The 22,154-nt window shown below is 57.4% G+C and carries 19 protein-coding genes and 6 tRNA genes; 12 read left to right on the top strand and 13 right to left on the bottom strand.

The features are described from left to right. The first annotated feature begins 109 nt into the window (after positions 1 to 109). The 9 genes from GHO25_RS10870 to GHO25_RS10830 all read left to right on the top strand — a co-directional run bounded on the left by GHO25_RS10870 (position 110) and on the right by GHO25_RS10830 (position 10,755). Entirely contained in the window at positions 110 to 622 is a 513-nt protein-coding gene (locus GHO25_RS10870) for an Hcp family type VI secretion system effector (RefSeq protein WP_048389002.1), read from the top strand. Between the two features lie 103 nt (positions 623 to 725). After that, entirely contained in the window at positions 726 to 2,756 is a 2,031-nt protein-coding gene (locus tag GHO25_RS10865) for a type VI secretion system Vgr family protein (RefSeq protein WP_153373746.1), read from the top strand. Continuing rightward, positions 2,753 to 3,127, top strand: coding sequence for a hypothetical protein (locus tag GHO25_RS10860; protein ID WP_153390769.1), 375 nt, complete (start codon positions 2,753 to 2,755; stop codon positions 3,125 to 3,127). The genes GHO25_RS10865 and GHO25_RS10860 overlap by 4 nt, the downstream gene beginning before the upstream one ends. Positions 3,128 to 3,156: 29 nt before the next feature. Beyond that, on the top strand, positions 3,157 to 3,693 hold the full coding sequence (locus tag GHO25_RS10855; protein WP_153390768.1) for a hypothetical protein: 537 nt from the start codon (positions 3,157 to 3,159) through the stop codon (positions 3,691 to 3,693). Then, positions 3,690 to 7,049 carry a T6SS effector BTH_I2691 family protein gene (locus GHO25_RS10850; RefSeq protein WP_153390767.1) on the top strand — a complete coding sequence of 1,120 codons (3,360 nt, stop codon included), beginning with the start codon at positions 3,690 to 3,692 and terminating at the stop codon, positions 7,047 to 7,049. Before GHO25_RS10855 ends, GHO25_RS10850 begins: the two co-directional genes overlap by 4 nt. A gap of 157 nt (positions 7,050 to 7,206) precedes the next feature. Beyond that, positions 7,207 to 8,022: a DUF6708 domain-containing protein gene (locus tag GHO25_RS26900; RefSeq protein ID WP_323370827.1), complete on the top strand. Its 816-nt coding sequence runs from the start codon at positions 7,207 to 7,209 to the stop codon at positions 8,020 to 8,022. 56 nt (positions 8,023 to 8,078) lie between these two features. Further along, a complete protein-coding gene (locus GHO25_RS26895; protein WP_372240934.1) occupies positions 8,079 to 8,894 on the top strand; it encodes a DUF6708 domain-containing protein in 816 nt (271 codons plus the stop codon). Positions 8,895 to 8,988: 94 nt separating this feature from the next. Then, entirely contained in the window at positions 8,989 to 9,246 is a 258-nt protein-coding gene (locus GHO25_RS10835; RefSeq protein WP_153329854.1) for a PAAR domain-containing protein, read from the top strand. Between the two features lie 162 nt (positions 9,247 to 9,408). After that, a complete protein-coding gene (locus GHO25_RS10830; protein WP_153390765.1) occupies positions 9,409 to 10,755 on the top strand; it encodes a DUF2169 domain-containing protein in 1,347 nt (448 codons plus the stop codon). Positions 10,756 to 10,872: 117 nt separating this feature from the next. Here the strand turns inward: GHO25_RS10830 and GHO25_RS10825 are convergent. The 6 genes from GHO25_RS10825 to GHO25_RS10800 form a co-directional block, all read right to left on the bottom strand. Next, positions 10,873 to 10,948: transfer RNA gene (locus GHO25_RS10825), tRNA-Gly, on the bottom strand. A gap of 5 nt (positions 10,949 to 10,953) precedes the next feature. Beyond that, positions 10,954 to 11,029 (bottom strand) — tRNA-Glu (locus GHO25_RS10820). Between the two features lie 103 nt (positions 11,030 to 11,132). Next, positions 11,133 to 11,208 (bottom strand) — tRNA-Gly (locus GHO25_RS10815). Positions 11,209 to 11,213: 5 nt separating this feature from the next. After that, positions 11,214 to 11,289 (bottom strand) — tRNA-Glu (locus GHO25_RS10810). A gap of 103 nt (positions 11,290 to 11,392) precedes the next feature. Beyond that, a tRNA-Gly gene (locus GHO25_RS10805) sits at positions 11,393 to 11,468 on the bottom strand. 2 nt (positions 11,469 to 11,470) lie between these two features. Then, positions 11,471 to 11,546: transfer RNA gene (locus tag GHO25_RS10800), tRNA-Glu, on the bottom strand. A 373-nt stretch (positions 11,547 to 11,919) separates the two neighbouring features. On the opposite strand from GHO25_RS10800, the gene GHO25_RS10795 reads away from it, so the two are divergent. Beyond that, positions 11,920 to 12,690 (top strand): hypothetical protein, encoded by a 771-nt coding sequence (locus GHO25_RS10795; RefSeq protein ID WP_123751827.1) that lies wholly within the window; start codon positions 11,920 to 11,922, stop codon positions 12,688 to 12,690. A 154-nt stretch (positions 12,691 to 12,844) separates the two neighbouring features. Here the strand turns inward: GHO25_RS10795 and GHO25_RS10790 are convergent, their stop codons facing one another. Beyond that, on the bottom strand, positions 12,845 to 13,189 hold the full coding sequence (locus GHO25_RS10790; RefSeq protein ID WP_048369844.1) for a YggL family protein: 345 nt from the start codon (positions 13,187 to 13,189) through the stop codon (positions 12,845 to 12,847). Positions 13,190 to 13,421: 232 nt separating this feature from the next. Between GHO25_RS10790 and dacB the strand changes: the two genes are divergently transcribed. Then, positions 13,422 to 14,888 carry a D-alanyl-D-alanine carboxypeptidase/D-alanyl-D-alanine-endopeptidase gene (dacB, locus tag GHO25_RS10785; protein WP_048386840.1) on the top strand — a complete coding sequence of 489 codons (1,467 nt, stop codon included), beginning with the start codon at positions 13,422 to 13,424 and terminating at the stop codon, positions 14,886 to 14,888. 79 nt (positions 14,889 to 14,967) lie between these two features. Here dacB and rlmKL read toward each other — a convergent pair whose 3' ends face one another. After that, a complete protein-coding gene (rlmKL, locus tag GHO25_RS10780; protein ID WP_048369839.1) occupies positions 14,968 to 17,223 on the bottom strand; it encodes a bifunctional 23S rRNA (guanine(2069)-N(7))-methyltransferase RlmK/23S rRNA (guanine(2445)-N(2))-methyltransferase RlmL in 2,256 nt (751 codons plus the stop codon). A gap of 543 nt (positions 17,224 to 17,766) precedes the next feature. Between rlmKL and rmf the strand changes: the two genes are divergently transcribed. Next, on the top strand, positions 17,767 to 17,982 hold the full coding sequence (rmf, locus tag GHO25_RS10775; protein ID WP_082148720.1) for a ribosome modulation factor: 216 nt from the start codon (positions 17,767 to 17,769) through the stop codon (positions 17,980 to 17,982). 130 nt (positions 17,983 to 18,112) lie between these two features. Here the strand turns inward: rmf and GHO25_RS10770 are convergent, their stop codons facing one another. The 5 genes from GHO25_RS10770 to GHO25_RS10750 form a co-directional block, all read right to left on the bottom strand. Next, positions 18,113 to 19,138 (bottom strand): quinone-dependent dihydroorotate dehydrogenase, encoded by a 1,026-nt coding sequence (locus GHO25_RS10770; RefSeq protein WP_048369838.1) that lies wholly within the window; start codon positions 19,136 to 19,138, stop codon positions 18,113 to 18,115. Between the two features lie 119 nt (positions 19,139 to 19,257). Further along, positions 19,258 to 20,235: an OmpA family protein gene (locus GHO25_RS10765; protein WP_153390764.1), complete on the bottom strand. Its 978-nt coding sequence runs from the start codon at positions 20,233 to 20,235 to the stop codon at positions 19,258 to 19,260. 106 nt (positions 20,236 to 20,341) lie between these two features. Then, positions 20,342 to 20,932 carry an RNA polymerase sigma factor SigX gene (sigX, locus tag GHO25_RS10760; RefSeq protein ID WP_088500243.1) on the bottom strand — a complete coding sequence of 197 codons (591 nt, stop codon included), beginning with the start codon at positions 20,930 to 20,932 and terminating at the stop codon, positions 20,342 to 20,344. Between the two features lie 93 nt (positions 20,933 to 21,025). Continuing rightward, positions 21,026 to 21,850 (bottom strand): mechanosensitive ion channel domain-containing protein, encoded by an 825-nt coding sequence (locus GHO25_RS10755; RefSeq protein ID WP_048369832.1) that lies wholly within the window; start codon positions 21,848 to 21,850, stop codon positions 21,026 to 21,028. Between the two features lie 2 nt (positions 21,851 to 21,852). Then, the gene (locus GHO25_RS10750; protein WP_048369831.1) at positions 21,853 to 22,098 is read right to left on the bottom strand and encodes a hypothetical protein; all 246 of its coding nucleotides are present in this window, start codon (positions 22,096 to 22,098) and stop codon (positions 21,853 to 21,855) included. Positions 22,099 to 22,154: the final 56 nt, after the last annotated feature.

Genomic DNA, 22,154 nt, shown 5'->3' with positions numbered 1-22,154 from the left:
ATCGGGCGCCTGCAAACCCTTGGCCCTTACCGGGCCATAAACCCATGCCGTCACACCGACGGTAGCAACCCCATCGGGTTGTTTTATTGATCGTTACAAGGAGTTTGTCATGCCAACACCTGCCTACATCAGCATCCACGGCCAGACCCAGGGCCACATCACCAAAGGCGCGTTTACCGGAGACTCGGTGGGCAACGTGTATGTGGAAGGCCATGAGGACGAAATTCTGGCCCAGGAAGTCGACCACCTGATCAGCACCCCCACCGACCCGCAAAGCGGCCAGCCTTCGGGGCAACGGGTACACAAACCGCTGATATTCACCAGTGCTTTGAGCAAGGCCTCGCCCATGCTCTACCAGGCGCTGGCCACCGGCGAAATGCTGCCCACCGTTGAGGTCAAGTGGTTCCGCACCTCCACCGATGGCAAACAGGAGCACTTCTTCACCACCAAGCTGGAAGACGCCACCGTCGTCGAAATCCACACCGTTTTGCCCCATGCCCAGGACAGCGATAACGCCAACTACACCCAACTGATCAAGACCAGCCTGGCCTACCGCAAGGTCAGTTGGAGCCACGTGGTTGCAGGGACCGAAGCCTCAGACGACTGGCGCAAGCCGGTTTAACCCACCGCTGTTTCTGCCCGCTCTGGCAGGCAGTTTTATGTGTTCGCCACCGCACGCCCCGTTGCCATGACGGGGCGCGCGGTAGCGTGCCTCAGGAGCGCCCATGCCCCGTCAAAGCGATCTGCGTTTTACCTTCGAGCCCCTGCAAGGCGATGCCTTTGAGGTGGTCGAGTTCAAGCTCGAAGAAGGCTTGTCGCAACCCTTCAAATTAACCTTGGACCTGGTCAGCCACGACCCGGCGGTGGACTTTAATCGTGTCCTCGATTTGGGCGCGCTGTTCACGGTGTGGCGCGGCGAAACGCCGGTGCGCTATGTCCATGGTCTGGTCAGTCTGTTCCGTCAGGGTGACACCGGTTTTCGCCGTACCCGCTACCACGCGGTGATCGAACCGACCTTGGCCCGCGCGGGCCTGCGCTCCAACTGGCGGATGTTTCAGTACAAAACCGTGCCCGAGATCATCACCCTGGTGCTCAAGGGCCAGCGCATCACCGACCTCGAAAAACAGATCTGTTTCGATCACCAGACCCGCGAATACTGCGTGCAGGCGGGCGAAACCGATCTCGACTTTATTGCCCGCCTGGCCGCTGAAGAAGGCCTGCTCTACACCTTCGAACACCGCACCGATGGCCACACCTTGATCCTCACCGATCGTGTTGGCGGCCTTGGCACCATCGGCACCCACAAAGACTGCCCGGTGCTTTACCAGCCCATGGGCGGCGGCGATTCGGCAGAGCCTGCCCTGCATCGCTTCAGTTACACCGAGCAGGTGCGCACCTCTCGCCAGGTGCAGCGCGATTACACCTTCACCCACCCGCGCTACAACCAGCAACACACCGCCGATGGCGGCCTGGCCCTGAAAAACCAGCACAAGGACTACGAGCGCTACGACTACCCCGGCCGCTATAAACGCGATGCGGCGGGTAAACCTTTTACCAAAACCCGCCTCCACGCCTTGCGCAGCGACGCGCGCATGGCCGAACTCGAAGGCGACGACGCCCGCTTGCAACCCGGTCTGGCCTTCGACCTGAGCGAACATCCGCGCCCGGACTTCAACGACCGCTGGCGCAGCATTGCCCTTGAACACACCGGCAAACAACACAGCAGCCTGCAAGAAGAAGCTGGTGGCAGCGACTACAGCACCACCTACCATTTAAAGGCCAGCGCCATCCGCTGGGACGCCGAGTGGAAAGCCCCGTTGCAGCCCAAACCCTGCATCGACGGCCCGCACACCGCCACCGTGGTCGGCCCGCCGGGCGAAGAGATCTACTGCGACGAATGGGGCCGGGTCAAAGTCAGCTTCCCGTGGGACCGCGACAGCCAGGAAAACGACCACAGCTCCTGCTGGATCCGCGTCACCCAAGGCTGGGCCGGCACCTTATGGGGCGCCATGGCCGTGCCGCGCATCGGCCAGGAACTGATCATCAGCTACCTCGACGGCGACCCCGACCAACCCATCGCCACCGGCAGAGCCTACCGCCAGGCCAACCTGCCGCCCTACGAACTGCCCAAACACAAAACCCGCATGACCATCAAAAGCCGCACCCACAAAGGCACGGGGTTTAACGAACTGCGCTTTGAGGATGAGGTGGGGCAACAGGAGGTTTACATCCATGCCGAGCGGGACAAGAACGTTTACATCAAGCATGACAACACGACGTTTGTGGGCAATGACAGGAAGGAGGAAGTTGGCAATGACGAACACCTCTGCATTGCACATGACCAGTCCAATGAGATCGGACGAGACCGCTCGCTGTCCATCGGGCGTAACCATGAGGTCACCATCGGCAAAGACCTTTGGCAGCAGGTCGGCAATGATCGCTACGACTCCACCACCGCCAATCACCAAAGCGAAGTCGGTGGCCACAGCCAAAGCACGATCAAAGGCCAGCATCGTTTGACCGCAGGCCAAGGCATGCATCAAGCCACCACGGTCTATCAACTGCAGGCCAGTGAACGCGTGGTGTTCCAGGGCCCCGGCGGCAGTATCACGCTGGATGCTCAGGGCATCCATCTCAATGGCGTTGCAATCACCTTGCAGGGCCCGGTGACGGCTAAAGCAGCGGGTGAAGGTAATGCCCTGGCGCTGACGTTGCTGCCCGATACAGGCCAGACCTGCGTGGAGAAAAACCGATGACCCCGGCCACTGTTCAGGCATTCGTCGCGCAACACCATGCGCCCGACGACACGCTGTACTTGCTGATCGATCTGTCGGCTGACTGCGCCTCGGACGACCCGTTGCACATTGAGGCGTTGCATCAAACCCTCGGCCGGGAAGCGATTACGCCCCTGCTGCGTCCCGATTTGATGCATACGCCATTAGCTTGCCCCGTGCTCGTGACTCTGGCCGAGCCGGGCAGGTCGCCCTCACAACAGCTGTTGGCACTCTCGGCTCTGCGCGCAAAAGATGATTTTTTCCGCCACAAACGCTATGTGTGTGTGGCTGGCTCAGCAGTGGCGCCAATGCACAGACCGTCAGCGCCCACGTCATCGCTCTGGGCCAACTGACGCAGGGGCAGACATGCACGTATTTCCCGGTGCATGAACCCCTTCGCCTGGAGTTGCTCGTCGCCACTTACCGTCGTAATGAACCGGGGCCGTGGTGGCCAGTTCGACACTGGCTGCTGCCCACTAGCAGCGGCGACAGCGGTATGCTGACAGGCATCCCCGATCAGGGTTCTGCTCCCGACGAGCGCGCTTACGCCATACAGCAGGATGTGCCCATGGTGTCTGCACTGCTGAGCAGTTGGCGGCGGGCGCTGCAAGTGCCACTCACCTATGCACCTGATCGCTGGAACGGCCCTACAGCACTCCCGCCGCTAGCCGCTGCAAAGGCTTACATGCAAATCCGCCAAGCCCGCACGCTGGGGCTCGCACAACAACCCGACCTCCTGACACTGGCCTTGTTCCACCTGATGCTGCACCCGCGCCTGCATGAGCATGCCGGCGTTCGCAGCGTGATCAAGCAGGCTGTCCAAGAACAGCGACCGCTCAGCACCTTGTTTGCTCTCTTCAACGACAGCGCCTGGAGGCAGGTTGTGGAGGATTTATTCTATGCCGGAGCTTGTCCATGACTGTGGGTACACAACTCAACATCGCCATCAGCGAAACGGCCGTTTCAACGGACCGTTGCAGGGCCTGTCAACGTAAGGGCCTGCCCATTCTGCCGTTGCGCCACGCCCTCGTGCCGCGCTCACGGGATGAACAAACCCGACCCGATACAGTACAAACTGATACGCGCATGGGGTTACGCACCTTGCGTGCGGGCTACCTCTATGTGCTGCTGGATCGTTCGATCTGGCAGGCTTATCAGGTGACGCCGGACGGCTATTTGCGCCAGTTCAACCCCTACGAGCCAGCGCCCGCCAACGAGGCTTCTTTGTCCGATGCATGCGTCAGCGCCCATCACGATGGCCCGGCGTCATTCCTCAACATCGACACCGACAAACACGCCACCGCCTGGCTGGCCTTTGCCAGCGACCCTTGGCCTGCCAGCGTGCTGGACGGTTACAAAGCCGGTCGCGCTCCAGAGCGCTTTCAAAAGCTCGACCTCGCCAGCGCACGCGACAATCCGGCCAGCGTCGGCCTGGCCATGAACACTGAAAACCTGCAGGTGGACAAGCAGGTCTACGAGTACCAAGCGCATAAAACCGAAGCCTCATCCGCAGTCCTAACACTTAACCCTCCGGTAAAAGACTGGCGCTTCTACGAGCACTCACAACAAGCGCACACGCCGTATTTTGATAGCGTGCACGGGTTCTACAGCAGGGCCCATCGTGCAGGCGCGCTGAAGGGCTTTGTGATTAGCGCCATCGCGACCCATAAACTCCAGCAAGGCGTACTGGCCTTTGTGCTGGATGACACCATCGGTCTGGTGCAGGAATACAACGGCCTGCGTAACGGCTGGGTCGAGACCCGACAGCAGTGGATGAGCGAGCCAGAGCGGGCCTACAAATACCAGACCTCTCAGCTGTTGCTGGCTATCCGCGTCGTAAACCGTGAAACCGCTGACAATCAGACACCGCCAGCGATTGATCCTGTCAGTGGCGATGGCCCACCGGACTTTTCCAGCCCCGAGGTGCAACGCGAACGACTCGTACGGCAAAGAACCCTGAGCGCCGATGAGGCGCTGGAAGAGCGTTACGACGAACAAGCCCGCGCGCTGTTTCAGCGACTTTATGAAGAGGAGTTGGCGAACTACCAGCGCTATATCGATCAGAGCGCACACGCCTACGTTGCCGCCTGCCGCTCACAGCAGTTTGTACGAATCGAGCAACATGACTACGACGGGGCCAATCGCCCGTCAGGGCTGGCCTACTGTCAAACCATGGCACGCTGCCTGGAGGGCGGCATCAGCGAGGCGCCGCCCCCGCAAGACAAGGGCTCACACACTCAGAACCCTCCTGCAGACACCGGCCCTACGGCATCACTGTGGAGCGATTGGCTTAAAAATCCGCAAAGCCCGGTCTATCGCGCCCTGTTAGTCCGTGACAAAAAACTGCTGGCAGACCTGCTGCCCAGCTTTAACGCTGAGACAGATGAGAGTGAGTGGAACGACACTGAAAAACTCTATTCCACGATTGTCGCGCTCATCGGCAGCGACGAGTTCAAACACTCTGTTCGCCCTCATCTGCAACTGGCCATGGCGCAACTTCTGGGGGCTCTCAACAGCGCAGCGGCCCGCTTGCAACCGGCACTCAGCCCGGCTGTGGCGCGCGTTGTGTCGCGTCTTAACTGTGCCGTGCAACTGCTCTATAACGGCGTGCATCTGACCCAGCTCAAAGTGACGATGACTCTGGGTCAGTACTACGCCCTGCAATCCGAATACCTGTGCAGCCTGCAACAAAAAGCCGCTGATGCCATCGACCGCACCTCGGACAGCGCGAAAGACAAGCTGGGCGAGATCGACCATGAGGCTCGCCAAGCGCGCAAACAGGTACGCCCGATCATCCAGAACGGCCTGCTCAGCCTGGCGGTATTGCACCCTAAAATAGTTGACCATGCCGTGACCATCAGCGTTTGGGTCGAAGGCAAAGTCACCGAACTGCAAGACAGCCTGATGCGCCAGGCCAACCTGGGCGTGGATCATCTGGGCCGAAGCGCACACGCCTTGCTGGTGAACGTCACCGTCGGTTTGGGCACCCTCGACCCGCAAACGCGCAAGCTGCTGCAAGGCCTCAAAGTATCAACCCAACAAGCGGCGCACTGGGTGCGCACCGGCTTTACCGGGCTGCGTGGTGTCGCCACCAGCAGCGAACTGCTGCTGGCCATTGGCGGCCTCTACTTGGCCAGCGACTCATTGAAGAAGAACGTTGAAGAAGCGGAAAAGGCCATTGGGGATAAATCCGATGAGGCCAGGTTGGCGCTGTATGGGAGTAGTTTGGGGGTGTTGGGTAGCAGCGTCGAGATTGTGGGCCTTGCACTGGAAGCTGGCTCAAGCCGACTACAAAAAAGCAACGCACTAAACCCTGCCCGAACAGCAAGGTTTAAAACCCTGGCTAATACCGGACGCTTGCTGGCTAGAGCCGGTGCGACAATTGGCGCAGTTGCTGGTTTATATGATGCGACACAGGCGGGATTTGCAGCTAATCGCAGCTCTAAGGGAGGCGATGCTACTGCGGCATCCAGATATGCATTTTCTGCAATAGTTTCAGGTATTGGAGCCGGGTTTGGCATCTGGGCTGCCGCAACAGGTGCTACAGCGCTGCTAGGTCCACTCGGCATAGCCTTACTGCTCGGTTTAGCAGGATACGCATTGTTCAAATGGGCAGAGGGAGAAGAGTCAACAGCACTCGAGCGTTGGACCCGCCGCTGTTACTTCGGTTATCACAATGAAACACCCCCCATTCATTGGGACAAACCTGAACATGCCGCCATGGCCATTGCCGAACTCAACGCCGCGACCATGGGAGTTGAGGCGGGCGTGAACTTCAGCTTGCGATTCGTTGAAACCTACTCACCCGGCAACATGGGCAAGAGCTCGGCAATCCTCAGGCGACAACTGGAATATCGCTTGATCCTGCCGCTCTTCGATGCCGAGCGTTCGGCGTATCGCTGGTCACTTACGGTCCATCGCCACGGCGATGGTGCGGCCGATCAGTACACGGGCGGTGAAGTCGTGGCGCAAGGCAATTTGAACCCGCCCGAACTGGCGACGCCAGCCAGCAAGCGTCAAACAGCACTGGCCGTTCCCAAACTGCCAAAAAAACCGGATTACCAGGCCAGCAGCACCACACCCACCCTAAATATTCGGACAGTCACGTCCGCCGATGCCCGCACACTGCAAGTAAAAGACATCAAAGGTGCGATTGAGCTGCTGCCCGATAGCCGTCGACACAACATCGAAGCGGCCACTTTGTCCCTGACCTACTGGCCAAATCGCGACATTCTCGATGCCTATGCGGAACTCACCTTAATGGATCACCAGTAAACCACATGGCCTGTCTGCTGTTAGTCCGCTTATTTCGTATCTGTCCTACGGCAAACTTTGCTGTAAGCCATTAACACTTAACTTGCCCTTTTACTGCTGGAAGCCTTCTCGAAAGATCGAAGAGGCAGATGGCTCTTACCTGAACGGGAAAGAACGCATGTTATTTAAAACACCTCTACTCGATAAACCGGCCCCGGGCTGGAAGCGTGATTTACCGGGGCCAAACGAGCCTCCATCCATAGAGCCTTACCCGCCAGTACTCACTAATCCTCCCAATCATGTTGATGATGTGTACCTTGAGTTGGCGCGCGCCACGATGAGGATGCGTGGGGTAGGCGTTTGGCTAGCTCCTTTTAATTTCCTGCTGTCCATAGCTTTCCCGGCCATTCTGATTGTGTATGCAGTCACACAACATAGAGCGCCTTCGCTATCTCTAGTCTTAGTTGGCCTGTGCGGGTGTATTACAGCCCTATGGGCGGGCATGTACTTCTGGAAAATGGACACTGAAGCCCCACGCGACGAGCCCATCCGTTTCAACCGCGCCCGACGCAAGGTCTATGTCTACCGCTTCCGTCACAACGGCCTCAAGCCCTTCAGCCGCAGCGCCTGGGGGGCACGCCCTGAAGTGTATGACTGGGACAATCTGCACGCCGAAGCCTGCAGCATTTATGGCGCCATGGGCAGCGGCGGCTCGACCCAGACAGTCACGCTGGCAGTACTGGAGCCCGGTACTCATAAGGTAGTCGACCGTTTTCACTTCGCCCACGATATCCAGCAAGGTGAAATGTACTGGGCCATGGCCCAGCTCTTTATGCAGCAAGGCCCGCAAGCGCTGCCCTCGTTCCCGCGCCCGCCCCGTGACTGGAACAACGAAAAAATACGCTTCAACCTCGCCCGCCGCCTCGCGCCCAAAGTGCACTGGCCAGAGGCTATCGACCTGGAGTCACGCTCGGCGCCGTCGATGCACGGTTAACCCTCATATTTCGTTCGCCCTGTGGCTGCCTGCTCACTCCGAACTGGAAAGAACACATGTTATTTAAAACACCTCTACTCGATAAACCGGCCCCGGGCTGGAAGCGTGATTTACCGGGGCCAAACGAGCCTCCATCCATAGAGCCTTACCCGCCAGTACTCACTAATCCTCCCAATCATGTTGATGATGTGTACCTTGAGTTGGCGCGCGCCACCGTGAGAACTCGGGGGGTGGGTGTTTGGTTAGCAGTTTTTTTTCTATTGCTATCAATCATCCCCCCCTTCATGTGGATTGCTATTTTTAGAACAACTGGAGATATCCCTTCTTTTGTATTTCATTTCTTCGGTCTCTTTGCGTTTATAGCTCCTATATGGGGAGGTGTGTACATCTGGCGAATGGACACTTCAGCCCCACGCGACGAACCCATCCGTTTCAACCGCGCCCGACGCAAGGTCTATGTCTACCGCTTCCGTCACAACGGCCTCAAGCCTTTCAGCCGCAGCGCCTGGGGAGCACACCCTGAAGTGTATGACTGGGACAATCTGCACGCCGAGGCCTGCAGCATTTATGGCGCTATGGGCAGCGGTGGTCTGATTGAGACGGTCACCTTGGCTGTGCTGGAGCCCGGCACCCGCAAGGTGATTGATCGCTTTCATTTCGCCCATGAGCTGCAGCAAGGTGAAATGTACTGGGCCATGGCCCAGCTCTTTATGCAGCAAGGCCCGCAAGCGCTGCCCTCGTTCCCGCGTCCGCCCCGTGACTGGAACAACGAAAAAATACGTTTCAACCTCGCCCGCCGCCTCGCGCCCAAAGTGCACTGGCCAGAGGCTATCGACCTGGAGTCACGCTCGGCACCGTCGATGCACGACTAACCATTCCTGTTACTGCTTTTAACCCCACGTTCCGTTGCGCAGGTTTCAAGCGCAGCGCAATCCCCCCTGCGACATCAATTTTTGAGGATTTTCTATGCCTGCAGTCGTACTGGTCGGCCATGACCACATTTGCCCGCTGTGCGGCCCCACCACGGTTAACAGTGGCGCAGCAGCGTTCAATATCAACAACAGCGCGGTCGCGCGTGTTGGCGACACTTTGGGTTGCGGTGCTGTCATTACCAGCGGTTCGGCTCTGATGACCATCGAGGGCAAAGCCGTCGCACGCGTAGGCGATACCACTGACCACGGCGGATCGCTGGAAAACGGCGACGGCAGTTGGCTGGTCGATTAACGCTTACCAATGACCAGGAGACGCCCATGTGCCATCAACACGATCTGCGCCTTATCTTCGAGCCCCTGCCGGACGATGCCTGTGAGGTTTTTCTACAGATTTTGACCAGTTGGTTTCGCCTGAAGCCCACCGGTGTTCAACGCCCTCGTGCGAGGAGGCGTCATGGAATTTCGTAACCTGACGCCCTTCGATGCGCTGTGTTTTAGCGCCCTGGGTGTAGACGATCAAGAGTATCCGGTACTGGCCATGAAGGTCGGTTATCGGTTGTTGCCGGTGGATGGCCAACCGGGGCAATTGCGCGCCGAGGTCATGGACGTTAAGCCCGTGGCGTTGTGTACCGATGACGCCTATTACGGTGAAGAAGGGACCAGCAGCGTCAGCGAAGAAAGCGACCTGGCCCCCTTTAAACCGCGCTGTGATGTGATCGTGGTGGGACTGGCACATGCGCCGCAGGGCTTGCCGGCCACGTCGTGGAACGCAGGCGTGCGCTTGAGCATTCCGGTGGCGTACGAGCACAGAGACGTGCCGCTGCCCGAACCATTGAGCCCCGGCGAACGGTTGAACGAATACCAGCTTCAAGAATGGCAAGCGAAACGCGTGGCCGCCGCCAAGGCACACGCCAATGCCCCTACCCGGAGCAATCTGCTGGACAAGCAGTTGCGTTTTAGCGGGCCACGGCAGTTTAAAGACAGCCTGTTTGGCGGTTGGCAACTGACTCAAGCACAGCCCGTTCTGAGCGTTCCGCTGCGCTGGGAATATGCCTTTGGCGGCAGCAGCGTGGTGCGCAACCCCGAACACCTGTTAAAGCCTGACAGCCCGGAGTATCTGCTCAACGAGGTCTGCTACAGCAACCCGCTGGGCAGCGGCTGGATCGAGAAACGCCAGGAGCAGTTGGGCTTCAAGCTGGATGCGCCCCTGCGGGTGCTGCCCGCGCCTCAAATCGAAGCAATCGACAGGCCCGTGTTGCACCTGGATAAAGCCAAACACCCTGATGGACTGCTCGACTCCACGCAAATGATGCAGGTGGCCGGCACCTACAAATACCAACCTGAAGGTTTTGGTGTGGTCGGCCGGGCCTGGGCACCGCGACTGGCTCTGGCCGGTAACTACGACGCTGTATGGCAAGCAGAGCGCTGGCCGGGTCTGCCTTATGACTTTGACTTCGCCTACTGGAACGGTGCGCCCACCGATCAACAGATCGAATTTCCACCGCCCAACCTGCGCATCGAACTCTTCAACTTGACCGACCCGAGCCTGACACCAAGCGGATACGCGCAGGTGGAAATGCCCGGCCATCGAGCGTTTGTGTTGTTGCGTTTGTTCAACGGCGCCTTGCTGCCGCTGCCCATGCTCACCGACACCCTGCGCATCGACACCGAGGCCATGACCCTGGTGCTGACCCATCGCATCAGCCTGCCCAATAACCTCGATATCCGGGTGCTCGAAGCGCGCTTTGAGACCGATCCGGCGGCGCAACTAATCAAGCGCTCGCAGCGGGAGGTGCATTGATTGGGCGGATGCCTGTTTGGGTAGGGAGTAAAAAGTACAGACATAAAAAAAGAGGCCTAAGAGGCCTCTTTTTTTAATGCTTTAAACAGTGGCTGAGCACTCTTTAAAACAAGAATATGGAGCGGGAAACGAGACTCGAACTCGCGACCCCGACCTTGGCAAGGTCGTGCTCTACCAACTGAGCTATTCCCGCAATAATGGCGTCCCCTAGGGGACTCGAACCCCTGTTACCGCCGTGAAAGGGCGGTGTCCTAGGCCACTAGACGAAGGGGACGTTGCCCGAAACGTACACTGTACATTTCAGTGCCAACTACGCTCACCTAAGTGTGCGCTTTGGCTTTCACTCAACCCCGCCCGAGAGCGAAGCTGCTTAAAAATGGAGCGGGAAACGAGACTCGAACTCGCGACCCCGACCTTGGCAAGGTCGTGCTCTACCAACTGAGCTATTCCCGCAATAATGGCGTCCCCTAGGGGACTCGAACCCCTGTTACCGCCGTGAAAGGGCGGTGTCCTAGGCCACTAGACGAAGGGGACGTTGCCCGAAACGTACACTGTACATTTCAGTGCCAACTGCACTCACCGAAGTGTGTGCTTTGGCTTTCACTCAACCCCGCCCGAGAGCGAAGCTGCTTAAAAATGGAGCGGGAAACGAGACTCGAACTCGCGACCCCGACCTTGGCAAGGTCGTGCTCTACCAACTGAGCTATTCCCGCATTGGCGTCCCCTAGGGGACTCGAACCCCTGTTACCGCCGTGAAAGGGCGGTGTCCTAGGCCACTAGACGAAGGGGACACACTACAACTTCACTGGTTACATGCGTTTCGCTGTTCGCTTTACGCTGCAATTGGCGCGCATTCTAGGGATGGTTTTGGAAGTCGTCAACCCCAATATGAAAATTTATTGAAATCAATGACTTCCCGCCCTTCTAAGCCTTTTCCTACATAGTGTGACGTATGACTCCTAGGGCCTATATTCCGGCCTCCTACAAGGCGCTATGATGATCAGGCTTGAGTGATGGCCAAATGCACCTATCGAATATGGACCTCTCTATAGATAGCCAACCGCCTGACCCCAATGAACTAACGCACCTGTTTAAGATCAAGCCTATTAGCAACATTGTCTGGCACACTCTATTGCAGGCAGACCACCCGAAGAGGTTTTAACGTTGACGCCTTCCATCATCACCCTGCTCGTCGTTGCCGGGATCGTGCTTTTGATCGCCATCGGCTACATCAACCACATGGTGGAACACAACAAGGTGGAAAAAGCTCGGCTCAAAACCGAACTTAATGACCGTATTCGCCGTTGCAGTGAAGTCAACGAGACCTTTCCCGGGCAACTGATGACGTCGGCACTCAAGTTGTTGCTGACCCGCCTTGAACTCAATGCCACCCAACGTCTGTTGCTGCTGCAAAAATCCGACGCCAGCTTAAAAGCACGGGTTGCCGAGCTTGAAGCACTGGTTGCGCAAGGTGAGTCGATCCCGGTCAACAATCCGCCCAACCCGATCATGACCGAAGCCAAGGCCAAAGATGTGCGCTTTCTGCTGGAAACGCTGCATGGCCAGATCACCCGCGCCGCCAAAGATCGGTTACTGCCCGCCAATGAAGCCAAGCACTGGCTTAAAGAGATCCGTCACCTGCTGGTAGTGCTGCATATTGAGTTCTTCAATAACCTTGGCCAGTTGGCCTTCCAGCAAAACCAGCCGGGTCAGGCGCGCCTGGCCTATGAGCGCGGCGTGCAGTATTTGCGCAAGCAGGCCGACCCTGCCCCGTATGGCCAGTCACTCAAAGCGTTTGAAGCACAATTGGTGCGCGCCAATGCCCTGCTGCAAAGCACGCTGGAGCCCAGCAGCGATGAGGTCAACGCGCTGACTGAAGGGCTTAAAACCGATGAGGCTGAGGGCGACTGGAAGAAGAAAGCTATTTACGACTAAAAGCCTGTGACGTGCCGGTATTCGAGCCTTGCGAGGCTAGGCCCGCAGAAAGGCGCATACAGTGTCAGCACATGGATTTTTGAAGCAGCGCCCAGGACGGGCAAAGGTATGAAACACACAAAGGCAGCCACGCAGGCTGCCTTTGTGTTTGACGTCAGGCTACCGGATTGATTGGCTTTTCCGGGTACCACACGTCCAGCAGCGGGCTCACTTCAACGCTGGTCAGCTCTGGACGAGCTTTCAACCAGGCTTCAACAGCAGCACGTTGCTCTTCGCTGACCGAACCGCGCTTCTGCAGGCAAACCAGACCGTAGTCGTCGCCGCCAACATAGCCCAGGCCGTTAGCTTCCATGGCTTCTTTCAAGAAAGCGTCAAGGAATGCGTCGACAGCCTCATCCGACAGGTCTTCTTTGAAATCCAGGTTCAGCTCAAAACCCAGCTCCTGAAATTCATCAACGCACAGTTTTTTGCGCAGACGCTGGGAACGATTAGTAGCCATTGAACAATCCTCTTAAGTAATTACCGGCGGCACTTTACCAGCTTCAGGCTGGCGCTGCCCGGTTGCATGTGAGCGACTCATCGTTTTATGCATTAAATAAGTCAATCCCTGGCCTACGCTAATGCACAAGCCCGATAACCTTGGGGCATAATGCCAACACTTTTATGACCATCGAGGGACTTTTTGTTCATGCCCTCTTATTTTCCCCCTCGCCTGCAGGGTTTTACTTTTGATGATTAAATCTTTACGACCATTGTTTCTGGCCAGCCTATTTTTGCCGCTCGCCTTCGGCGCCAATGCCGCCCCTGTCAACGCCACTCTTACTCCGAAAGTCCAGCAAGCGCTCAAGACCAACAAGCTGCAAGACGACGCGCTGTCCCTGGTATTGCTGCCACTGACCGGCCCGGGTGTTCCGACCGTCTTCAATGCTGATGTGTCGATGAACCCGGCGTCCACCATGAAACTGGTGACCACCTATGCAGCCCTGGAAATGCTCGGCCCGACCCACCAGTGGAAAACCGAGTTCTACACCGACGGCACCCTGAACAACGGTATTTTGCAGGGCAACCTGTACCTCAAGGGCGGCGGCGACCCCAAGCTCAACATGGAGAAGCTCTGGCTGTTGATGCGCGACCTGCGGGCCAACGGCGTGCAGCAAATCACCGGCGACCTGGTACTGGATCGCAATTTCTTCGAACAACCGCAATTGCCGGTGTTCAACGATGACGGCAATGACGAAAACAAGCCGTTCCTGGTCAAACCCGACGCTCTGATGGTCAACCTCAAAGCCTTGCGCTTTGTAGCGCGTAACGATTCGGGCAAGGTGCTGGTCTCGGTAGAGCCGCCTATTGCGAGCATCCGCATCGACAATCAGGTCAAGGCCATCAACGCCAAGCAATGCACCGGCGATGTCCGCTACAACCCCGTCACCCAAGCCGACGGCTCGGTAATTGTCACCGTCAGCGGGCAACTGGCAGACGGCTGCAACTCTCAGACGTATCTGTCCTTGCTTGATCACGCGACCTACACCGCCGGCGCCGTGCGCGCCATCTGGAAAGAGCTGGGCGGCAGCATTCAGGGTCAGGACCGTCAGGCCAGCGTCCCTAAAGGTGCAAAACTGCTGGCTCGCGCCTACTCGCCTGACCTGGCCGAGATCATTCGCGACATCAACAAATACAGCAACAACACCATGGCCCAGCAGTTGTTCCTCAGCCTCGGCGCTCAGTTCCGTACCGATGCCGACGGCGATGACGCCAAAGCCGCGCAGCGCGTGATCCGCCAATGGCTGGCCAAAAAAGGCATTACAGCGCCGCATCTGGTCATGGAGAACGGCTCCGGTCTGTCGCGTGCCGAGCGTGTGAGCGCACGTGAAATGGCGCAAATGCTTCAAGCCGCCTGGAAAAGCCCCTACGCCGCCGAGTTCATCAGTTCCCTGCCGATCGCAGGTAAAGACGGCACTATGCGCAAGCGCCTGAAAACCACAGCGATGAACGGTCAGGCACACATCAAGACAGGCACCCTGAATACCGTGCGCGCCATTTCCGGCTTTAGCCGCGACAGCAACGGCGACACCTGGGCCGTGGTCGCCATCCTGAACGACCCGCGCCCGTGGGGTGCGTCTTCGATTCTCGATCAGGTATTGCTAGACCTGTATCGCCAGCCAGCCGTGGCTAACCGCGCGGTGTCTATCGCGCCATAACGTCAGGCAGGCAATAAAAAACGCCCCCGATCGCAAGAAAGGGGGCGTTTTTTATGGGCTGATTACCGCCGGGGCAGCATCAGCGGGCAGTGATTTTCCAGGCCCGGTGGATTTTGCTGTTACGGGCAAAGTCCGGATCGATGGTGCTCGCGGTAATTTCTTCAACGGCATAACGCGCGGCCAGATGCTCATCCAGAACGAACTTGCGGAAGTTGTTCGAGAAGTACAGCACGCCGCCCGGCGCCAGACGCGCCATGGCCAGATCGAGCAACTGCACGTGGTCACGCTGAACGTCGAAGATGCCTTCCATGCGCTTGGAGTTGGAGAAGGTCGGCGGATCAATGAAGATCAAGTCGTACTCTTCACGACAGGCATCCAGCCAGGCCATCACATCGCCCTGCTCCAGGCGGTTTTTGTCCGAGAAACCGTTCAGCGACAGGTTACGCCGCGCCCAGTCCAGATACGTCTTGGACAAGTCAACGCTGGTGGTGCTGCGCGCACCGCCTTTGGCAGCGTGCACACTCGCCGTTGCGGTGTAGCAGTACAGGTTGAGGAAGCGTTTGCCGGCCGCCTCTTTCTGGATGCGCATGCGGATTGGACGGTGATCAAGGAACAGCCCGGTGTCCAGATAATCGGTGAGGTTCACCAGCAGCTTTACGCCACCTTCCATCACTTCGGTGAACTTGCCCTGCGCGCTTTGACGCTCGTACTGCTTGGTGCCGCTCTGACGCTCACGGCGTTTGACGATCACCCGGCTCTTGTCGATGTTCAGCGCCTGTGGAATCGCCGCCAGGGCATCGAACATACGGGCTGAGGCTTTTTCCGGGTCAACCGATTTAGGCGCTGCGTATTCCTGGACATGGACCCAGTCGTGATACAGGTCGATCGCCATCGAGTACTCAGGCATGTCGGCGTCGTAAACGCGGTAACAATCAATCCCCTCGCGTTTGACCCATTTACCCAGTGCCTTGAGGTTCTTTTGCAGACGGTTGGCAAACATCTGCCCGCCTTCGCTCAAGCGCGGTTGCTCGATCACCACCGGTGCAGGCTTGATCGGGTTGCCGTTCTTGTTGAACTGCTGCTGCACAGGCGCTTCGACCACAGACTCAGCCTGTTCACGCTCGGCCTGACGTTGCTCAGGGGTGCGACGCTCACCCGTCACGAACTGATCCGGGGTGACCTTGATCAACAGCAACTTGCACGGCAAAGCGCCGTTCCAGAACGAATACTGCTTGTGGCTGCGAATGCCCATGCGCTTGCCCAGATCCGGGGCGCCGGTGAACACCGCCGCTTCCCAGTTCAGACACGCCTGACGCAGACGCTCACCGAGGTTCTGGTAGAGATAAAGCAAGCTTGCTTCATCGCCCAGACGCTCGCCGTACGGCGGGTTGCAGATCACCAGGCCTTTCTGGTTTTGATCTGGGCGCGGCTCAAAGGTCGCCACTTCACCCTGGTAAATCTTGATCCAGTGGCTCAGGCCAGCCCGCTCGATGTTGTTGCGCGCGGGCTGAATCAGCCGTGGATCGGCCTCGTATCCGCGAATCCATAGCGGTGGCTTGGCCATGCCGATTTCTGCGCGCTCAGTGGCTTCTTCATGGAGTTTTTTCCAGATGGCCGGTACGTGACCCAACCAGGCATCAAAGCCCCAGTGAATGCGATTGAGGTTCGGCGCAATGTCGGCGGCGATCATTGCGCCCTCGACCAGAAACGTACCCACACCGCACATCGGGTCAGCCAGTGCGGCGCCCTCAGCGGCCATGCGCGGCCAGCCGGCACGGATCAGCACGGCGGCGGCGAGGTTTTCTTTCAGGGGCGCAGCACCTTGCTGCAGACGGTAGCCACGCTGGTGCAGGCTGCTGCCCGACAGGTCCAGGGACAGAATCGCTTCACCGCGATCCAGGCGCAGGTGGATACGCAAGTCCGGGCTGAACTTGTCAATCGACGGGCGCTCACCAGACGGCGTACGCAGCTTGTCGACGATGGCGTCCTTGACCTTCAAAGCACCAAAGTGAGTGTTATCGATGCCCGAGCCATGCCCGCTGAATTCAACGGCCAGGGTGCCGTCCGGGACCATGTGATCATGCCAGTCAACGTCAAGCACGCCGTTATACAGGTCTTCGGCGTTCTTCATCGGGAAGCGCTTGAGGACCAGCAACACGCGGTTGGCAAGGCGCGACCACAGACACAGGCGATAGGCAGTTTCCATATCTGCCAAGCCACGAATGGCCGAGGTGTGCTCGCGAGCTTCCTCAAGACCAAGGCCAATAGCCTCCTCGAGGAGCAGACCTTCAAGGCCTTTAGGGCAGGTAAGGAAGAGTTCGTTACGATCCGACATGGGATTCCTGAGCTTTTAGCTTTCTGTGGGCAGGCAACGCATCGCCTGCTCCGTTTTCAATCAAGCGCTTTTCTTGAAGAGCGCTCGCGTGGCACGAAACTGTGCCGTTCCACTTCAGCAACAACACCCACCCTGAGGCAGAGTGAGTCTAGACGCTGAGGCAGGTCATTCATTAAGAAACAATTGGTCATATTCAGACCCTTCGTCGAATAGTGCCCAAATGGAGCAGGCAGCTATTAGCAACGGAGAATGAAACTCATCATCTTTGCAAGCGCTCGTCCTGTCAGGCTTTTGCCGGAGCCGGACGAGTAAAAACAGCCTGTCTTATGGCTGTAACACCATTTTCGTTACGTGCTTATGACAAAACGATCATTCCCTCACCCGAGTGCATTGGTTAGAACTGGACTCAGGTTGTCGCCGCACAGGCAACAACAGAAAGGCTCGCCACGCCGGCAGCGAGCACCCCCGACGGCAGATCAGTCTGCCCCGACCTTTGGAAGGTCGACGCTAAATAAAACAGTCAACAAGTGAGGGAAACACCCTATGAGAAGACTTAAGCGTGATCCGTTGGAAAGAGCATTTTTGCGCGGATATCAAAATGGCGTACATGGTAAATCCCGTGAGCTTTGCCCATTTACTCTACCGTCGGTACGTCAAGCCTGGATTAACGGCTGGCGCGAAGGACGCGGCGACAACTGGGACGGTATGACTGGCACTGCGGGCATCCACAGACTCAACGAAATCAACGCCGTCGGCTAACACTGGACACCTTCCGACATCACCTTGAAGCGACAACGATTTAACCTTGCCGTCCTATCCAGGCGGCGGGCTTCGGCCCAAGGGCTCCTAAAGGAGCCCTTTTTTATTCCCGCACGCCAGGCGCTGCCCGTTACTTGCGCGGTAACGCTGCAATGGCATCAACCGATTCGCGAATCAGCGCCGGGCCTTTGTAGATAAAGCCTGAGTAGATCTGCACCAGGCTCGCACCCGCGGCGATTTTCTCAGCCGCGTGCTTGCCTTCTGTAATCCCGCCGGCCGCGATGATCGGCAAACGCCCTGCCAGTTCAGCGGCCAGCACCTTGACGGTGTGCGTGCTTTTTTCGAGCACCGGGGCGCCAGACAAGCCGCCCGCCTCATCCCCATGGGCCAAACCTTCTACGCCGACGCGGCTGAGCGTGGTGTTAGTGGCGATAACAGCGTCCATGCCGGTCTCCAGCAGCGCCTGAGCCACGAGCACGGTTTCTTCGTCGCTCATGTCCGGTGCGATCTTGATCGCCAGCGGTACGCGCTTGCCGTGGCGCTGCGTCAGTTCGTTCTGACGCAGTTGTAGGGCTTCGAGCAACTGCTTGAGCGAATCACCGAACTGCAAGCTGCGCAAACCCGGTGTGTTCGGCGAACTGACGTTGACGGTGACGTAGCTGGCGTGGGCATACACCTTGTCCAGGCAGATCAGGTAATCGTCGACGGCACGCTCAACCGGCGTGTCGAAGTTCTTGCCGATATTGATGCCCAGAATGCCGCTGTAGCGGGCCGCCTGAACGCGACTCAGCAAATGATCAACCCCAAGGTTGTTAAAGCCCATGCGGTTGATGATGGCCTGCGCTTCCGGCAAGCGAAAAATACGGGGTTTTGGATTGCCTGGCTGAGGGCGCGGCGTGACCGTGCCGATCTCAACAAAGCCAAAACCCAATTGGGCGAAACCATCGATGGCTGCGCCGTTTTTATCCAGACCGGCAGCCAGACCGACCGGGTTTGGAAAATTCAGCCCCATGACTGTCACTGGCAGCTTCGCCGGTGCCTTGCACAACAAACCATTAAGCCCCAGACGGCCGCCCGCCCCGATCAAATCCAGCGACAGATCGTGAGAGGCTTCAGGGGACAGTTTGAAAAGCAGCTGGCGGGCCAGGTTATACATGGGCGCAATGGACTCGAAGGGTAACGGAAAGTGGGCGCAATTATAGCCGCGCCGCCTGGCAAATCACAGGCAAAGAAAAACCCGGCCTGAGCCGGGTTTTTCTGGCAGCTTATCTAAAATTAATTAGATTGAGCTTGTACAACGGCTTCAACGCGACGGTTCAGAGCGCGGCCTTCGTCAGTTGCGTTAGTCGCAACTGGATCTGCCTTACCGTGACCAACTGCGTCTACACGGCCAGCCGAAACACCTTGCTGTACCAGAGCCTGACGCACAGAGTCAGCACGACGCTGGGACAGTTTCAGGTTGTAAGCATCGGTACCGACGCTGTCAGTGTAACCATTCACAGTAGTGCTGGTCGCAGGGTACTGCTGCATGAACTGAGCAACGTTCTTGATGTCTGGCAGGTACTGAGACTTAACAACGGCTTTGTCGAAGTCGAACTTCACGTCCAGCTCAACTTTAACCACTTCAGCGATCGGAGCTTCTGGTTCTGGCTCAGCGATTGGTGCTGGAGCTGGAACTGGAGCAGGAGCTACTTTGCCACCGCTGCCACCGAAGTTCACACCCAGACCAACGGTAGGAGCGTAGTCCCAACGGCCGTTGTCCAGTTTGTAGTCAGCTTCAACGCCTGCACGGGCGAACAGGTTGTCAGTGATGTACCACTTAACACCGGCGCCAGCAGTCAGGAAAGTCGACTTGTCACGGCCGCTGTGGCCATCAGCTACAACGTTCGACAGGCTCTTGTGAGCAACACCGCCGGAAACGTATGGACGCAGAGCGTCGCCTACGGTGCCGAAGTGGTACTGAGCGTTCAGACCAAAGTTGTCGCCTTGCAGCTTCTGGTTGCCAGTGTTGGTCGACGAACGAGTGTAGTTGGTCTTGTCGTAAGCGAAGTTGATCGACACGTCATCAGTGATGAAGTAACCGATCGATGCGCCTGGGTTGTAACCGTCTTGTACGTGGTTGACGCTGTCGTTGTACTGTTTTTTGTAGAACAGTTCACCCTCGACCGCGCCTTGGCCTTGTGCCAGGGCACCGAACGAAGTTGCGGCTACAAAGGAACCAATGGCAATGCCCAAGGTGTTTTTCAGTTTCATCCGTTAAATCCCCATCTGGTGATTGTAAAGCAGTCCCACATACCGGGGGACAACTCGGCGGCAAGTCTATCAGACCTTGCCTACACGTAGAGCCATTTGCACTGAACTAAGTTTCAGCAAGACCTGCAAATTTCTCACGCAATTTATCAAGAGCGCGCTTGTATCTCATCTTCGTCGCGCTCAAACCCATATGCATTATGTCTGCGATTTCCTGAAATTCCAGTTCTGCGACAAAACGCAGCACTAAAATTTCGCGATCAATCGGATTCACATGCACCAACCAGCGATCAAGTCCGCCCTTTTCCTCAGGTTTCGGCGCCTTTTCCTCAGACGCTTCCTCAAGGGGGTCAATACTTAATGCGTCCATCAAGCGACGCTTTCGCCGTTCCTTTCGATACTGTGTGATGCATTCGTTGTAAGTGATGCTATATAGCCATGTCTTGAATTTCGATTTTCCTTCGAAATTTTTCAGGCCGTACAACACCTTAAGCATCACTTCCTGACAGACATCATCCGCGTCCCTATCGTTCCCTAAATACCTTGAACAAACGTTGAACAAAGTGCGTTGATAGCGACGCATCAATTCTTCATAAGCACGCGTAACGTGAAACAACTCATCATGCGCGCGCGCAACCAACTCCTCATCAGAGAGCTCGCGGGGATCGTAGCGCATGGATAGCGATTGGGCTTTATTCAAAACGAGTCGTGCCGACAGTCAGGTCAATGGCCACCGTATCAGCCTTCAAAGCAGGCATTTTTACGGCGGCATACATTAGCAGGGTTTGCCGCATTAGCGGCTTGTCACGTGCTGCTCCAGCAAGATCCGATTGGAAATGGAGACTAGCTCACCTTCCTCGGTCAGCAACGTGGTTTTAACCGTGCCGATCTCTTCGATCTGCCCTTCGACCTCGCCAACTCGCACTTCTTGCCCAACTTGGTACAACTCACGCACATAGATCCCGGCCAAAATCTGACCGGCAATTTCACGACTTCCCAAGCCCATGGCCAAGGCCACAGCCAGACCAACGGTAATCAACACAATCACAATCACGTGGTTCAGCAGGTCGGTTTTGACCTCCAACTGACTGATAGCCACGGAAATACTGATGATGATGACCAGCCCCTGGGCAACACGCCCCAGGCCGCTTGCGTAATCAAACCCGACGCTCTCGGCCGCTCCCCGCACCAGGCCATTGAGCAACTGTGCAAGCAGCACACCCGCCAACAACACTAGCAAAGCTCCGAAAACCTTGGGCAAATAAACCGTAAAAATATCCAGTGCCGCAGAAACGCGGTCCAGCCCCAGCGATTGCGCCGCCGACACCAGAAACACCAGCAGGATGAACCAGTAAACAATTTTGCCGATGAGGATCGAGATCGGCACCTTGATGCCAATGCGAGCCAGAATCTTGGTCAGGCCGGTGCCGCCCATGAGGCGATCGAGGCCCAACTTTGCGAGCAACTTGGACAGCAGGGTATCGAGCAGTTTGGCAACCACGAAGCCCAGCAGTACGACAACCAGCGCCCCGAAAAGGTTCGGGATGAAGTTGGCAATTTTAGTCCACAGGGCAGTCATTGCCGTGACCAGGCTCTGAGTCCAGAGATCAAGTTCCATGTTCAATCAGCCTTATCAACAGGGCGAGCAGCAGGTTTGCGCCGCGAAACGGGCGCAATATGGGCCGAACCGCTATTCAATGCAATCGTCAGCGCTTGCATCCAGCGACCGGGCAGGCTGAAGAGATCGCCCGCGCCTACCTGGCGATTGGCGGTTTTCAGCACTCGCCCTAAACACGCATCATCGTCACGGCTGGATGACGGCGTTTTGAGCATTTCACGTAGCGACTGTTCAAACGGATCGTGCATATGCACCTCTCGGTATCTCAGTGAAAGACGCAAGCCACTTTAATCGGGTCACATTC

Source organism: Pseudomonas sp. FSL R10-1350 (assembly GCF_009600525.1).
Lineage (GTDB): Bacteria > Pseudomonadota > Gammaproteobacteria > Pseudomonadales > Pseudomonadaceae > Aquipseudomonas > Aquipseudomonas helleri.
The sequence above is the reverse complement of the archived record's forward strand: the minus strand, read 5'-3'. Positions and strand labels throughout refer to the sequence as shown.

Coding starts and splice junctions, on each gene's coding strand:
- GHO25_RS10790 (WP_048369844.1), bottom strand. CDS start 13,189: ATGGCTACTAATCGTTCCCAGCGTCTGCGCAAAAAACTGTGCGTTGAT.
- dacB (WP_048386840.1), top strand. CDS start 13,422: ATGATTAAATCTTTACGACCATTGTTTCTGGCCAGCCTATTTTTGCCG.
- GHO25_RS10865 (WP_153373746.1), top strand. CDS start 726: ATGCCCCGTCAAAGCGATCTGCGTTTTACCTTCGAGCCCCTGCAAGGC.
- rmf (WP_082148720.1), top strand. CDS start 17,767: ATGAGAAGACTTAAGCGTGATCCGTTGGAAAGAGCATTTTTGCGCGGA.
- GHO25_RS10870 (WP_048389002.1), top strand. CDS start 110: ATGCCAACACCTGCCTACATCAGCATCCACGGCCAGACCCAGGGCCAC.
- GHO25_RS10835 (WP_153329854.1), top strand. CDS start 8,989: ATGCCTGCAGTCGTACTGGTCGGCCATGACCACATTTGCCCGCTGTGC.
- GHO25_RS10755 (WP_048369832.1), bottom strand. CDS start 21,850: ATGGAACTTGATCTCTGGACTCAGAGCCTGGTCACGGCAATGACTGCC.
- GHO25_RS10765 (WP_153390764.1), bottom strand. CDS start 20,235: ATGAAACTGAAAAACACCTTGGGCATTGCCATTGGTTCCTTTGTAGCC.
- GHO25_RS26895 (WP_372240934.1), top strand. CDS start 8,079: ATGTTATTTAAAACACCTCTACTCGATAAACCGGCCCCGGGCTGGAAG.
- rlmKL (WP_048369839.1), bottom strand. CDS start 17,223: ATGTCGGATCGTAACGAACTCTTCCTTACCTGCCCTAAAGGCCTTGAA.
- GHO25_RS10850 (WP_153390767.1), top strand. CDS start 3,690: ATGACTGTGGGTACACAACTCAACATCGCCATCAGCGAAACGGCCGTT.
- GHO25_RS10770 (WP_048369838.1), bottom strand. CDS start 19,138: ATGTATAACCTGGCCCGCCAGCTGCTTTTCAAACTGTCCCCTGAAGCC.
- GHO25_RS10750 (WP_048369831.1), bottom strand. CDS start 22,098: ATGCACGATCCGTTTGAACAGTCGCTACGTGAAATGCTCAAAACGCCG.
- GHO25_RS26900 (WP_323370827.1), top strand. CDS start 7,207: ATGTTATTTAAAACACCTCTACTCGATAAACCGGCCCCGGGCTGGAAG.
- GHO25_RS10860 (WP_153390769.1), top strand. CDS start 2,753: ATGACCCCGGCCACTGTTCAGGCATTCGTCGCGCAACACCATGCGCCC.
- GHO25_RS10830 (WP_153390765.1), top strand. CDS start 9,409: ATGGAATTTCGTAACCTGACGCCCTTCGATGCGCTGTGTTTTAGCGCC.